Raw genomic sequence first — 13,487 nt, forward strand, 5'->3', positions numbered from 1 at the left:
TTGATGACTTTTTTAATAATTGGTGGAGTTTTTGCAGTGATGATCTTCGTAGTGCTTGCTCTGATTAGAAAGTTGAATTCAAACAAGTAATAGCACATGACAAAGTGATTTTTGAGTAATGAACGGAGCATTTAATTTAAGGGCTTACACTGGCATTATATTGATCCAAAATCAACAATGGCATAACCAACAAAAAAGTCTATTCCTATAAAAATCAGGGATACAAATCCTTACGATTTGTATCCCTGATTGATGCCGTTTAATACTTCCTCTGTTCCTGCAGACTATTTCCCTAATTAGCCTATAAGTCCGCTTTTTAAGCTTCAGGTGCTTGACGGGCATGATCGCTGTTTGCTTCTGTCACATGTTTTGCATGAGAACGTGCGATTACGCTTTTATAGGCATTTTCTAACTGTGTCAACGTTAATTCGTATAAATGTTTATGTTGGACTTTATAGATGTCAAAGGCGATCAATTTATTGATCAACTCTTGGCGCCTTTTTTCAAGTGCGGAACGAAACAATTCACTCAATGACCTCACCCTTTCAATACAATTCTTGAACACGCATGACCAACAAATACATAGAAAAACAAAAAAACCCATCTTCACATACAGGAAGTGGGTTCACGATATATTCTGCCACCTCCTCTTATTTCTCAAGTCGCAGACGACTTGCAGGAATTGGCACCTTTTGGCTTAAAGAATCACCAAGGTTGCCGGGCTTCATCGGGCCAGTCCCTCCGCCACTCTTAATAAGAAGAAGACTTGTAAGATTATTGGGCCATTTATACTCTTTGTTTTTTATTTTAGTTGTATTATTCCTACGTGTCAACTCGGATATGAGCTTATCTCTCTTTAAGGCTGACACATTGTATCATCCTAAGCAATACCTAAATGCATAACTTTTCAATGCCTACCCGGCGATCAATCATGGCGTTCACCCGAAAATACAGGCGCGCTTTCCGATAAAGCGAAAACGTCATCAGCCAAAAACTACCCCAGTGCCGGTTTGTTTACAATTCGGAAAAATTAGGTATAATAAAAATAAAAGGAACATATATTAAGCACAATAGACCGTACCCCTCCAAGAGGGGCGGCTCTAGTTCAACACACAAGGCCTCCCTAGATGCCTGGTGAGCCCAAGGGAGGTCTACTTACTTTTACTGGACATTATCAGAGCTACTAAGGCTCCAAAGGCGATCATCAACGAGAGTAATTGGTAGATCGTTTCGTCCATGGCATCACCCCCTTTCACAGGGGATGAGCCGCCTCCCTTGAGAAGCCGATCTATTGTGCTTGTTTCTATTATAACATGCCAAACATTCCGAAAGAATGGCTATGACACCTTTTGACCTTGTACGCTTACTTATTGGTGTTTAGGTAAATGGTAAGAAAGATGACGCATGGACAGCCACTTTGGGGGTGTGGCTGTGCTCCAATGGGATCCCTTGAATGACGAACCCCACAAAAAAAGACTCAAACACAAAAAAAGATGCTTCCCATAAGTTCAGTGAACTTATGAAAAGCATCATTCAAAGGAGAATGTGACCGGATCGAGGTCCATTCTCCTTTTAAGTTCTTTATTACATCATGCCGCCCATGTCAGGCATTCCGCCGGCATTTTTCTCTTCCTCCGGCTTATCCGCAACAACGGCTTCGGTTGTAAGAACCATGGCCGATACGGATGCTGCGTTTTGGAGTGCGGAACGCGTAACTTTCGTCGGGTCGACGATACCGGCTTCGATCATGTTGACCCATTCGCCTTTAGCAGCGTCAAAACCGATGCCGACTTTTTCGTTTTTCAAGCGTTCGATAATGACGGAACCTTCGAGGCCAGCGTTTTCAGCAATTTGGCGAACCGGAGCTTCCAGAGCTTTAAGAACGATCTTCACGCCGGTTGCTTCATCGCCTTCCGCTTCAATCGCTTCGACAGCTTTGGTGACGTTAACCAATGCGGTACCGCCACCGGAAACAATGCCTTCTTCAACCGCCGCACGGGTTGAGTTCAAAGCGTCTTCGATGCGGAGTTTGCGTTCTTTCAATTCGGTTTCTGTCGCCGCACCGACTTTGATGACAGCAACACCGCCAGAGAGTTTTGCCAAGCGTTCTTGCAGTTTTTCCTTGTCAAACTCAGAAGTTGTTTCTTCGAGTTGAGCGCGAATTTGGTTCACGCGGGCAGCAATGTCATCTGCCGAACCAGCGCCGTCAACGATCGTCGTGTTTTCTTTCGTAACAACGACTTTACTTGCGGTACCAAGTTGTGTGACATTAGCCGTTTTCAGATCGAGGCCAAGTTCTTCCGTGATGACTTGACCACCGGTTAAAATCGCGATATCTTCGAGCATCGCTTTGCGGCGATCACCGAAGCCCGGAGCTTTAACGGCAACGACATTAAAGGTACCACGGAGTTTGTTGAGAACAAGCGTTGCAAGAGCTTCGCCTTCAACGTCCTCAGCGATGATTAAGAGAGATTTGCCTTGTTGAACAACTTGTTCAAGCAGCGGTAAAATTTCTTGGATGCTGGAAATTTTCTTATCCGTAATTAAGATATACGGATTTTCCAATACAGCTTCCATTTTGTCAGAGTTCGTGACCATGTACGGGGAAGCGTAGCCGCGGTCAAATTGCATCCCTTCAACCACTTCGAGTTCGGTGGTGAAGCCTTTGGACTCTTCGGTCGTAATAACGCCGTCGTTGCCAACGCGTTCCATGGCTTCAGCAATTAATTGACCGACTTCTTCATCAGCTGCAGAGATCGCAGCAACTTGGGCAATGGATTCTTTGCCTTCGATCGGTTTGCTGATGCGTTGCAATTCTTCAACAGCGACTTTCACCGCTTTTTCAATCCCGCGGCGAACGACCATTGGGTTAGCGCCAGATGTGACGTTTTTCAAGCCTTCGCGAATCATCGCTTGAGCCAAAACCGTCGCCGTCGTCGTACCGTCACCGGCAACATCGTTCGTTTTGCTGGCAACTTCTGCTACCAGTTGCGCACCCATGTTTTCAAATTTATCTTCAAGCTCAATTTCTTTAGCGATGGTGACACCATCGTTCGTAATGAGCGGAGATCCGAATTTTTTCTCCAGAACAACATTACGGCCTTTCGGTCCGAGCGTGACTTTAACAGCGTCTGCTAAGGCATCCACACCGCGAAGCATGGCGCGGCGAGCGTCTTCACTAAACTTAATGACTTTAGCCATTAGACAAAACCCTCCTCAATATGTAGTATGGAATGTCTTTTTTACTCAACGATGGCCAAAACATCGTCTTGGCGAAGAATTAAATACTCTTTGCCATCATATTTTACTTCTGTACCCGCATATTTTGAGAAAATGATGCGGTCGCCTTCTTTCACTTCGAGGGCGATGCGTTCGCCGTTGTCAGCAACTTTACCTGTGCCGACGGCAATCACGCGGCCTTCTTGCGGCTTTTCTTTCGCCGTGTCAGGCAAAACGATGCCGCCGGCCGTTTTTTCCTCTTTTTCTACTGGTTCGATAACAATGCGATCACCTAAAGGCTTTAACATGGAAAACCCTCCTTAGTGATGAAATGGTGTTGTTAGCACTCTAAACGTGCGAGTGCTAAATCCAGTATTATAATAATCAATATCGAAAACGAATGCAAGTCTCTGACACAAATTTTTTAGGATACCCAGACTGTGTTAAAATATTAAAAGGATTGATATTCTATTTTCCTTACATAAGGGAGAGAACCAGTTTGCCAAAAAGATATTGGTGGATTCTTGCCACCTACATTCTTTGCCAACTTTCGGGACTTTTAAGCTTCACAACGTTACTAAACTTTTTGCCAGCTGGGCAACGGATAGGGATCTTAACCGTTACGAGCTTTCTGATCACCTTGATCATTGTGCTTCTCCTATTATGGCCGGAACATCGATTCGTTCGAGATGCTGAGCGCGCCGATTTTGGTGAGGCTGTCAAATGGGCTTTGATTGGCATTTTCCTCGTCTATATCACGCAAATTGCCGCGGCAATTATTGAACAGGCTATCTTCGGTACACCTGTTCAATCGAAAAATACGGAAAAAATTATCAGGCTCTCAACCATCTCCCCATACGTCATTCTTGTGGTCGTCATTGTTGGGCCGATTCTGGAAGAAATCATATTTCGGAAAATCATTTTCGGAGAGCTCTATAAAAAAACGAATTTTTGGATCGCCGGCGTCATCAGCTCGCTATTATTTGCCCTTCTACACGCCGACGGACATATTATTCTTTATGGCTCAATCGGTCTTGTCCTCTGTTATTTATATCGAAAAACAAAACGGATCGTCGTATCCATGGTCGCACACGGAACGATGAATACCATCGCAGTTCTTGTGGCTTTCCAAAGCTTTGGATTCATCTCTGATTTCCATACATTTTAAACAATCGTTTAAAACAAAAAGGGTATGTCGACTGGACACACCCTTTTTTCTTTATTCAAGCGTCGTCAGAATCAGCGGACCATCCTTTGTAATAGCGATCGTGTGCTCATATTGGGCGGACAATGAGCCATCGACGGTTCGTGCCGTCCATCCGTTAGCATCCACTTTCGACCGCCAATCTCCGACATTCAGCATGGGTTCTATTGTAATGACCATGCCTTCTTTCAACCTTAACCCTTTTCCTTTTAATCCATAATGGGGAATTTGTGGTTCCTCATGCATGGATTGTCCGATGCCATGTCCGACAAATTCGCGGACGACGCTAAAACCTTCCCCCTCAGCATACGTCTGGATCGCATGCCCAATATCGCCGATTCGGTTACCGGGAACAGCTTCTTTGATCCCCAAAAAGAGGGAAGTCTTCGTCACATCTAGCAATTTCTGCGCTGTTTCAGATATTTCCCCAACAGCATAACTCCATGCTGAATCGGCAAGCCAGCCGTTTAAATTCACAACCATATCGATCGTGACAATATCCCCGTCTTTAAGAGGGGTTTTACGGGGGAACCCGTGGCAGATTTCATCATTGATGGAAGCACATGTTGCATACGGATAGCCATGATAACCTTTCTGTTCTGGCACCGCTCCGTGGCTGGCAAGGAAATCTTCGACGAATTGGTCAATTTCGGCAGTCGTCACCCCGGGTTTGATGAGCTTTTCAATTTCCTGATGGCATCGCGCCAATAGCTGCCCTGCTTCGCGCATTTTTTCTATTTCATTCATCGATTTTAATTGGATCATGCGTTTCACCTCATCTATTGTCTACATTATGTCGTGGAATTGGAACGGATACAAAACCATGCTTTTTTATTTTAACAAACGAGGCTGTAAAATAAAGAAAACCTAATTCTGCGAAAGGAAAATTGAATTTGCTAAAGGAAACGTGACTCTGCTAAAGGAAACTTGACTCTGCTAAAGGAAACTTGACTCTGCCAAGCCTTTTAGGCGAAGGCAGAGTCTTAGTTGACCTTATACTGGACTGGTTAATAGCCAGTGCAAGCCTTTTAGGCGAAGGCAGAGTCTTAGTTGACCTTATACTGGCCCGGTTAAAAAGTCAGTGCAAACCTTTCCTGGTGATGGCAATACCTCGTATCCCTTATACGACCCGAAAAATGAATACTTTTCTTACCAGTATATAAAAAAACCACGATTATGACTCGTGGTTCATTTCCATTTGACGCTTCATCATTTTCCGAAACACGCGTCTTGAAATGACTAGGCTAACCTCATAAAGCAGTGCAAGTGGTACCATGACGATGCATTGGGAAACAACGTCCGGAGGGGTAATTAACCCTGCGATAACAAATAAGACAAAATACGCGTATTTTCTTATTCTTGTCAAAAGATGGGGCGTCATTAAACCTAGACGCGTCAGAAACATTATCAAAATGGGCAATTCAAACACAAAGCCGAATGGAAGTGTCAGTTGGATCAGAAAATGAAAATATTCATTAATGCCGATGACGCTATGGATGCCAAGAGATTCCCCTAAATTCGTCATAAAATGAATGACATACGGAAAAAGGACAAAATACGAAAAGGCGATCCCAAGCAAAAATAAAATGATCATTAAAGGAATATAGCTCAGCGTCACTTTTCTTTCATTCTCGTATAAGCCCGGGCTGATGAACGCCCATAACTCATAGAGAATTAGCGGGACAACAAGAACGAGCCCAATAACAAAAGCCACTTGCAAGTATACATTAAAAGGGTCGGTCACCCGAAAAGCGTTCATTTCAATTCCTTTTGCTATTTCTACATTTTGCAAAAAACGGATGACCGGTTTGGATAAAACTAAACCTAATATGAAAGTAATGACAAAACCGATTAAGACGATCACAAGACGCCTTCGCAGTTCTTGAAGGTGCTCCGCCAGACTCATTTGTTTATCGGTCATTAAAGATCATCCTGTTTTTTATTCTTCTTATCTTCTTCATCATCATCGGCTAATCCTTTGGTAGCGCTTTTAAACTCGCGCAACGTATGGCCGACGGCTTTGCCCAATTCAGGCAGCTTCTTCGGTCCAAAAAGAATAAGTGCCAAAATGATAATTAATATAATACCTCCCGGACCTATACCCATGTTCCCACCTCCTATTCTCGGTTTAAAGGATAATTTTTCATGAAGTAAACAAGGGTTTGTAATTCAACGCCTAAATCGATATGATGAAGCCGAATATGTTTCGGTACAGTTAAACGCACGGGTGTAAAATTAAGTATACCACTGATTCCACTCTGAACAAGCTGGTCGGTAACAGCCTGCGCACTATCGGCGGGAACGGTTAAAATGGCTACCGGGATATCCCGATGCTTGTCCTTTGGTAATTGATCAATGTGGTATACGGGTGTCCCACCAATCGTTTTTCCGACTGTCTTTGGATTTTTATCGTAAGCAACGACAATGCGAATATTATTATTCTTAATAAAATTATACTTTAAAATCGCTGTTCCCAAATTACCGACACCGACGAGCATCGCTTTTGTGAGTTCATTTTGATTCAATTTTTCCCGTAGATACGCGAGAAGATGTTCAACATTATATCCATAACCTTTCTTCCCTAATGCACCTAAATAGGAAAAATCACGGCGGATCGTTGCCGAATCGATTTTTACGAGATCACTTAATTCAGATGAGGAAATTCGAAGTTTTCCAGATTCCGATAAATGTTGTAAAAATTGATAGTATAATGGCAGACGCTTGGCCGTCGCGTGTGGAATTTTCTCATATGCCATACTTCTGACCTCCGCCCCCGGTTACGAACGGTGATAATCACCGCTCTTTCCTCCGGTCTTTTCCTTTAAATATGTCTCTCCGATGACCATGCTTTTATCAAGTGCTTTACACATATCATAAACCGTCAATGCGGCGGCTGTCACGGCAGTAAGTGCCTCCATTTCTACCCCGGTTTCCCCTTTGGTCTTAACAAAGCTCTCGATATAAAGCACAGGTTCTTCCTCATCCCAATGGAACAAGATGTCGATGCCTTTAAGCGCAATAGGGTGACACATCGGAATGATCTGCGGTGTATTTTTGGCCGCCATAATCCCCGCCACTTGAGCCACCGCTAAAACATCACCTTTTTTAACCGATTGAGTTTCAATGGCCTGTCGGACCTTTTCACTCATTCTGATGCTGGAGCATGCTCTTGCCGTTCTTACCGTGATCGGTTTCTCCGAGACATCGACCATCTTTGCCCGTCCTTGGTGATTGATATGCGTTAAATCTTTCAAGACGCCTCACCTCGATCCTCTCATTCTAACCTTCGCATAATTCTAGCGATTGTAAACCAGCAAAAATTGAATTTTTTTTAACACAAGCGAAAACTTCACGAATAATTTCTATATCGAAAAAGAAACGTTTCGTCCCGATATTGCCCCGTGCTTAAAATATAGGCTAAACTAGAATGAGAGCTTGGAGGGTTAGACATGATTCTATTACAAGCGAGTGGTATCCAAAAATCATTTGGTACAGACTCTATTTTAACGAATATTAACCTTGAAGTACAATCCGGCGAACGGGTCGCGCTCGTCGGTCGGAATGGATGCGGCAAGTCCACCTTGCTTAAAATCATTACCGGTGTAGAACCGTATGACGCCGGTGAACTGTCTTTTGGCAAGGATGTTTCGATTGGTTATCTGGAACAAAACAGCACGCTACAGTCCAGCCGGTCTATCTACCAAGAACTTGAATCGGTTTTTGCTGAATTATTGGAGAAGGAAAAGCGCCTCAGAGTACTAGAGCAGGAAATAGCGAAAGACCATTCAGAAAAACGACTTGAGGAATATGATCGGCTTCTTGAGGAATTTACACGTGCCGGAGGCTATACGTATCATGCGGAAATTCAAAGTGTCATGCATGGGCTTGGCTTTCAGAACTATAGCCCGGATACCCCCATCGGCTCCCTTTCCGGTGGTCAAAAAACGCGGATCTCTCTCGGCAAACTTTTATTGAAAAAACCGGATCTCTTAATTCTCGACGAACCGACCAACCATCTGGATATCGAAACACTAACTTGGCTCGAAAATTATCTACGCCATTATCCAGGTGCCATCCTCGTCGTCTCCCACGACCGTTACTTTTTGGACAAGTTAGTGAATAAAATTTATGAGATTTCCCGCGGCGTTTCGCATAGATACACGGGAAACTATTCTGCCTACCTGCAACAAAAAGCCGCCGACTACGAACGGCAAATGAAATTATATGAAAAACAGCAAAAAGAAATCAAAAACCTAGAAGATTTTATTCAACGGAACATCGCCCGCGCCTCTACGACAAAACGGGCACAAAGCCGCAGAAAAAAGCTGGAAAAGATGACGATCATCGAACGACCGAAAGGCGACGATAAAACAGCCGGCATCCGCTTTGATATAAAAAAAATTAGTGGCAATGATGTCCTCTCAGCACAAGACCTTATTATTGGCTATGGTGACAAAGCCATCGCCAAGCGCCTATCGTTTCGATTATATCGTGAAGACAGCGTAGCGCTCGTCGGTCCTAATGGTATGGGAAAAACGACGCTGCTAAAAACGATCATCGGTGCTTTAAAACCGTTGGAAGGGTCCATTCGATTGGGGGCTAATGTGTCCATCGGTTACTTTGATCAGGAGCAAAAAGGCTTGACACCAAATAAAACCGTATTAAATGAACTGTGGGATGATTATCCGTTAATGAATGAAGAAGACATCCGAACCGCCCTCGGAAGCTTTTTATTTACAGGTGATGATGTCTTAAAAACCGTCGCCTCCTTAAGCGGTGGTGAAAGAGCCCGACTGGCTTTGGCTAAACTGATGATGCGGCGCGATAATTTCCTTATATTGGATGAACCGACCAACCATCTCGACTTGCCAAGCAAAGAAGCCTTGGAGGCAGCGTTAATAGATTTTCCCGGAACCTTGCTATTCGTCTCCCACGACCGCTATTTTATTAACCGAATTGCGACAAAAGTGTGGGAGCTATCATCCAACGGCTTAACTGAATACCTCGGTGATTACGATTACTATGTCGAAAAAAAAGCAGAACAGGAAGAACTTCGGAAGCTCCAACAAGAAAATGCCCCGACTCGATCTGCAAAGTCTGCCGAGCCCATGCAGGACTCCTATGAAGAAACGAAGCGCAAGAAACAAGAAGAACGGAAAAGACAACGCCGCATCGCAGAGCTTGAGGAGGAAATTTCCTCACTTGAGACAGCGGTACAAGCCTTGGAACAACAATTGCTCGACCCTGATGTCTATATGAACCATGAAAAGGCTACCGAAGTCAATGACCAATTGAGCGCGAAAAAAAGCCAACTTGAAGCTTTAATCGACGAATGGACGGAATTGCAATCATAATGTCACACAAATCTTATAAAAGAGGTTGGCGCCTGCTTACAATTTTTGTCTGTCGTGACGATGACGGGGATTTGAAAGCAGGTGTCACCCTTTTTGCTTTCTCACTTTACGCACATTATGCACAGTTTTATCAACAAATGAGAGGTAAATATCCTGCCTTATCCACCGTTTTATCCACTTTGTCCACATTTCACCTGGATTTTATCCACATTTTTTATCCCCATCCAAAAGATTTATACACGAATGTAAACGGCATTTTTCCACAAATGTGATTTTCCTGTGGATAATTTTACCCACAGGGTCAATACGCAACCAGAAAGCGTGGCATTTCCCTTCCCCTGTACCTGGATCTTGAGCCGCCATCCCAATCCCTGACATCTTCATACCAACGCTGGTTCAAAAAAGCATATCATTTCTCGCCTAATAGATTGGCAATTTGTTACGCAATCTGAAATTGCATATTATTTTCCCGCCCAAAACACTTACAACTGATACGCAATCTTATACATGGAAAAAGTTAATAAAAAAAACCGATTCGGACATAATCCGAACCGGTTTTTACGTCAGTTGTAATCCGGGATTGGCATTAAGTGATAAATCCGCGCGTACACCTTTTAAATAATTGATGGTCCCTGCCGCGGCAATCATCGCCGCATTATCGGTGCATAACTTTAACGGTGGAATGACGAGCTCAACGGCATGTTTCTGTGCTGCCGCCGTCATTTTCTCCCTTAACCCAAGGTTTGCTGCAACACCGCCAGCAACAAGCAGCTGCTTGGCTCCATATTCTCCGACCGCTCGAAGGGTCTTTTCCACAAGCACTTCAATCACGCTTTCCTGAAAACCAGCGGCAACATTCGCCTTGTTGATCGCTTCCCCGCGTTGTTCGGCATTGTGGACATAATTCAACACCGCAGACTTTAACCCGCTAAAACTGAAATCATAGGACCCTTCTTCGAGCCAAGCGCGCGGGAACTCAATCGGGTTTTCCGCTTCACGTGATAAGCGATCGATTTCGGGGCCTCCCGGATAGGGAAGGCCTAAAACGCGGGCAACTTTATCAAAAGCTTCTCCAGCGGCATCGTCTCTCGTTTCCCCAATTAAGTGATAGACGCCATGTTCAGGCATGTAAACTAACTCTGTATGACCACCGGAAACGATCAATGCAACCAACGGGAAGTGCATGTCCGCAACTAAACGATTGGCATAAATATGCCCGGCGATATGGTTGACGGCTACCAGTGGAATACCTTTTGAAAAAGCCAGCGCCTTTGCCGCGCTAATACCCACCAACAATGCGCCGACAAGTCCCGGTCCTTGGGTGACCGCCACCGCATCGATCTCGTTCCATGTGACTTTCGCTTCCTCAAGGGCCGCCTCACAGACAAGCGTGATTTGTTCAACATGGTGGCGAGAGGCAATTTCTGGCACAACACCCCCAAAACGTTTATGACTTTTGATTTGGGAGGCGACGATATTGGAACGGATCATGGTGCCATTTTCAACCACGGCCGCAGCTGTTTCATCACAACTTGTTTCAATGCCTAAAATCATCGTGTTTTTTGTCATAGTTTCACCCACATCACTAAGGCATCCTCATAATTGTCCATATAATACCCTTTTCGAATCCCGCCGTTTTGAAAGCCGAGTTTTCGATACAAATTTTGGGCAATTTCATTGGATACCCGCACTTCTAGACTCATTTGTTTGGCATGATTCATTTTGGCAAAAGACATCGCTTGCCGGAGCAGTGTTTCACCAATTTTATAGCCGCGATAATTCGGAAGTACCGCAATGTTGGTTATATGGGCTTCATCAATAATGACCCAGACCCCGCAATAGCCAATGATCTTCCCATCAAATTCCGCAACAAAATAGGTGGCAAATTGATTATTAGTTAACTCGTTCACATAGGCTTCATGCGTCCAAGGAGAGGTAAAACAGATTTGTTCGATACTATAGATCGCATCAACATCATCAATCGTCGCTTTTCGTATGCAAACTTCCATTTTCCTGTCCTTTCTGCTCTTGCTTGGCGAGCCATTTCGCTTCAGCCTCCGCTAACTGTAAGTAGCGCGGGGTAAACGCATGAGCCTCAACAGGCGGATATTTTTGCGCTAAAAAGGCTAAGGTTGACGGCCGAGGGTTATTTTCCGTGTATCGAGCCCGAACAGCTTGCCTACCTAAAAAGGCTTGAATGCGATCCCAATGTAAAGCCAAATCATTACCTAAAAAAAGAATGGGTTGGTCTAACGATTGCAGTTGAGCCAACCAATCCGTTAGTAATATTAACCGGTCGCTTTCGATAGCTTGAACTTCTGTGGAATTCGAGCGATAAAGACCGGTATAGACTTGTCCTCTCCGCGCATCAAATAACGGACAGAGGTACCCATTAAAATACAAACCATTTTGGGCGAGAATTTCCAAACTGGATAAGCCGACCAATTCCTTTTTCATCGCCCAAGCCATCGTTTTGGCGATAGTCACACCGATGCGAACGCCAGTATACGAACCCGGTCCCTCAGCCACGGCAATGCGGTCGATCTCTTCAGGCTTTATGCCAGCATCGATAAACAACTGCTCAATCGCAAGCATTAAGCGGACACTATGATTTTTTTTCGAATTGGTTATCAGTTCACCTAATACCGTGTCGCCTTTCGTTATGGCCACACCCATGACGACATTAGATGAATCGATTGCTAATACATTCATGAACTTAACTCCTTACACAACGCTTCGTAACGTTTCCCATGAGGGGTACAGCGAATCGCGCGCGATTCTTCTCCGATCCTTTTTATTTCTATATCCAATCGCTCTTGGGGCAGCAGTTCGGCAATCCGGCTTGCCCATTCCACGACCGTGACGCCATCCGATTGAAAGTATTCTTCAAACCCAAGATCTTCATCCTCATCCAGCCGATAGACATCCATATGATAAAGCGGATATTTCCCTTCATATTCCTTTATTAAGGTAAAAGTCGGGCTGTTGACATTTCTTTGAACGCCAAGTCCTTTGGCTAAGCCTTTGGTAAACGTCGTTTTTCCGGCGCCTAAGTCCCCTTCTAGGGTAATGACATCTCCAGGAGCGACTAATTTCGCCAAACGCTCTCCAAAAGCTTTTGTATCCGCATCTGAATGGCTGAAGAATTCGTACATAGGAAACCCCTCTTTAGCAAATCCCTTGCTTTATTTACACTCAATGATCCACTATTTCTTTATTATAATGGACAACTGAAAAAAAGAAAAAGCATTGCAATAAAAAGCCGAATAACGTTGTCATTCCACCTTTGCGATTGAAATCCGAGACAGCCATCCATGCATATAACGGTTCAACGAGAACATAAGCCAATTTTTTCATACTTTTTTATATAAAAAAGAGAACAGCTTTCGCTGTTCTCTTCCATTGTCCGGCAACGACCTACTCTCACAGGGGGAAGCCCCCAATTACCATCGGCGCTGAAGAGCTTAACTTCCGTGTTCGGGATGGGAACGGGTGTGACCTCTTCGCCATTGTCACCGGACAGATCTGATATTGAGCGTTCGACGCAAGGCTTAGCCTAGTCAAACTTCTTTTTCAGGTGCGTTTGCACCCTGAAAACTGAAAACGAAGGTTTCGTGCATCTTTTTTTGGTTAAGTCCTCGACCGATTAGTATTCGTCAGCTCCACGTGTCGCCACGCTTCCACCTCGAACCTATCTACCTCATCATCTC

At 44.3% G+C, this 13,487-nt stretch carries 14 protein-coding genes, 2 rRNA genes and 1 riboswitch; of the genes, 2 read left to right on the forward strand and 14 right to left on the reverse strand.

The window, feature by feature from the left end; translation table 11 throughout:
* Nucleotides 1–316 precede the first annotated feature (316 nt).
* From H532_RS18105 to groES, 3 genes are all read right to left on the reverse strand, one after another.
* Nucleotides 317–541 carry a Fur-regulated basic protein FbpA gene (locus H532_RS18105; RefSeq protein ID WP_425426239.1) on the reverse strand — a complete coding sequence of 75 codons (225 nt, stop codon included), beginning with the start codon at nucleotides 539–541 and terminating at the stop codon, nucleotides 317–319.
* A gap of 106 nt (nucleotides 542–647) precedes the next feature.
* Nucleotides 648–760: riboswitch (SAM riboswitch) on the reverse strand.
* 824 nt (nucleotides 761–1,584) lie between these two features.
* Nucleotides 1,585–3,201, reverse strand: a complete 1,617-nt coding sequence (gene groL / locus H532_RS0106825; protein ID WP_027724872.1) for a chaperonin GroEL — start codon at nucleotides 3,199–3,201, stop codon at nucleotides 1,585–1,587.
* A gap of 41 nt (nucleotides 3,202–3,242) precedes the next feature.
* A complete protein-coding gene (gene groES / locus H532_RS0106830; RefSeq protein ID WP_027724873.1) occupies nucleotides 3,243–3,527 on the reverse strand; it encodes a co-chaperone GroES in 285 nt (94 codons plus the stop codon).
* 191 nt (nucleotides 3,528–3,718) lie between these two features.
* Between groES and H532_RS0106835 the strand changes: the two genes are divergently transcribed.
* Entirely contained in the window at nucleotides 3,719–4,387 is a 669-nt protein-coding gene (locus H532_RS0106835) for a CPBP family intramembrane glutamic endopeptidase (protein ID WP_027724874.1), read from the forward strand.
* Nucleotides 4,388–4,438: 51 nt separating this feature from the next.
* Here H532_RS0106835 and map read toward each other — a convergent pair whose 3' ends face one another.
* The 5 genes from map to moaC form a co-directional block, all read right to left on the reverse strand.
* A complete protein-coding gene (gene map, locus H532_RS0106840) occupies nucleotides 4,439–5,188 on the reverse strand; it encodes a type I methionyl aminopeptidase (protein WP_027724875.1) in 750 nt (249 codons plus the stop codon).
* 409 nt (nucleotides 5,189–5,597) lie between these two features.
* Nucleotides 5,598–6,344 (reverse strand): twin-arginine translocase subunit TatC, encoded by a 747-nt coding sequence (tatC, locus tag H532_RS0106845; RefSeq protein ID WP_027724876.1) that lies wholly within the window; start codon nucleotides 6,342–6,344, stop codon nucleotides 5,598–5,600.
* Nucleotides 6,344–6,529 (reverse strand): twin-arginine translocase TatA/TatE family subunit, encoded by a 186-nt coding sequence (locus tag H532_RS0106850; RefSeq protein WP_027724877.1) that lies wholly within the window; start codon nucleotides 6,527–6,529, stop codon nucleotides 6,344–6,346. The genes tatC and H532_RS0106850 overlap by 1 nt, the downstream gene beginning before the upstream one ends.
* An 11-nt stretch (nucleotides 6,530–6,540) precedes the next feature.
* Nucleotides 6,541–7,179 (reverse strand): redox-sensing transcriptional repressor Rex, encoded by a 639-nt coding sequence (locus H532_RS0106855; protein ID WP_027724878.1) that lies wholly within the window; start codon nucleotides 7,177–7,179, stop codon nucleotides 6,541–6,543.
* 21 nt (nucleotides 7,180–7,200) lie between these two features.
* Entirely contained in the window at nucleotides 7,201–7,677 is a 477-nt protein-coding gene (gene moaC / locus H532_RS0106860) for a cyclic pyranopterin monophosphate synthase MoaC (protein WP_027724879.1), read from the reverse strand.
* Between the two features lie 195 nt (nucleotides 7,678–7,872).
* Here moaC and H532_RS0106865 point away from each other — a divergent pair, with 195 nt between their 5' ends.
* Nucleotides 7,873–9,777 carry an ABC transporter ATP-binding protein gene (locus H532_RS0106865; RefSeq protein ID WP_027724880.1) on the forward strand — a complete coding sequence of 635 codons (1,905 nt, stop codon included), beginning with the start codon at nucleotides 7,873–7,875 and terminating at the stop codon, nucleotides 9,775–9,777.
* A 558-nt stretch (nucleotides 9,778–10,335) separates the two neighbouring features.
* Here H532_RS0106865 and tsaD read toward each other — a convergent pair.
* The 6 genes from tsaD to H532_RS0106905 all read right to left on the reverse strand — a co-directional run.
* Nucleotides 10,336–11,346 (reverse strand): tRNA (adenosine(37)-N6)-threonylcarbamoyltransferase complex transferase subunit TsaD, encoded by a 1,011-nt coding sequence (gene tsaD, locus H532_RS0106875; RefSeq protein WP_027724882.1) that lies wholly within the window; start codon nucleotides 11,344–11,346, stop codon nucleotides 10,336–10,338.
* Nucleotides 11,343–11,786, reverse strand: coding sequence for a ribosomal protein S18-alanine N-acetyltransferase (rimI, locus tag H532_RS0106880; protein ID WP_027724883.1), 444 nt, complete (start codon nucleotides 11,784–11,786; stop codon nucleotides 11,343–11,345). Before rimI ends, tsaD begins: the two co-directional genes overlap by 4 nt.
* Complete coding sequence (tsaB, locus tag H532_RS18110) at nucleotides 11,755–12,489, reverse strand: tRNA (adenosine(37)-N6)-threonylcarbamoyltransferase complex dimerization subunit type 1 TsaB (protein WP_051263192.1); 735 nt, start codon at nucleotides 12,487–12,489, stop codon at nucleotides 11,755–11,757. Before tsaB ends, rimI begins: the two co-directional genes overlap by 32 nt.
* Complete coding sequence (tsaE, locus tag H532_RS0106890; protein ID WP_027724884.1) at nucleotides 12,486–12,932, reverse strand: tRNA (adenosine(37)-N6)-threonylcarbamoyltransferase complex ATPase subunit type 1 TsaE; 447 nt, start codon at nucleotides 12,930–12,932, stop codon at nucleotides 12,486–12,488. The genes tsaB and tsaE overlap by 4 nt, the downstream gene beginning before the upstream one ends.
* A gap of 249 nt (nucleotides 12,933–13,181) precedes the next feature.
* Nucleotides 13,182–13,297, reverse strand: a 5S ribosomal RNA gene (gene rrf / locus H532_RS0106900).
* Nucleotides 13,298–13,403: 106 nt separating this feature from the next.
* A 23S ribosomal RNA gene (locus H532_RS0106905) occupies nucleotides 13,404–13,487 on the reverse strand; the annotation flags it as partial.

The organism is Tuberibacillus calidus DSM 17572 (assembly GCF_000430685.1).
Taxonomy (GTDB): Bacteria; Bacillota; Bacilli; order Bacillales; family Sporolactobacillaceae; genus Tuberibacillus; species Tuberibacillus calidus.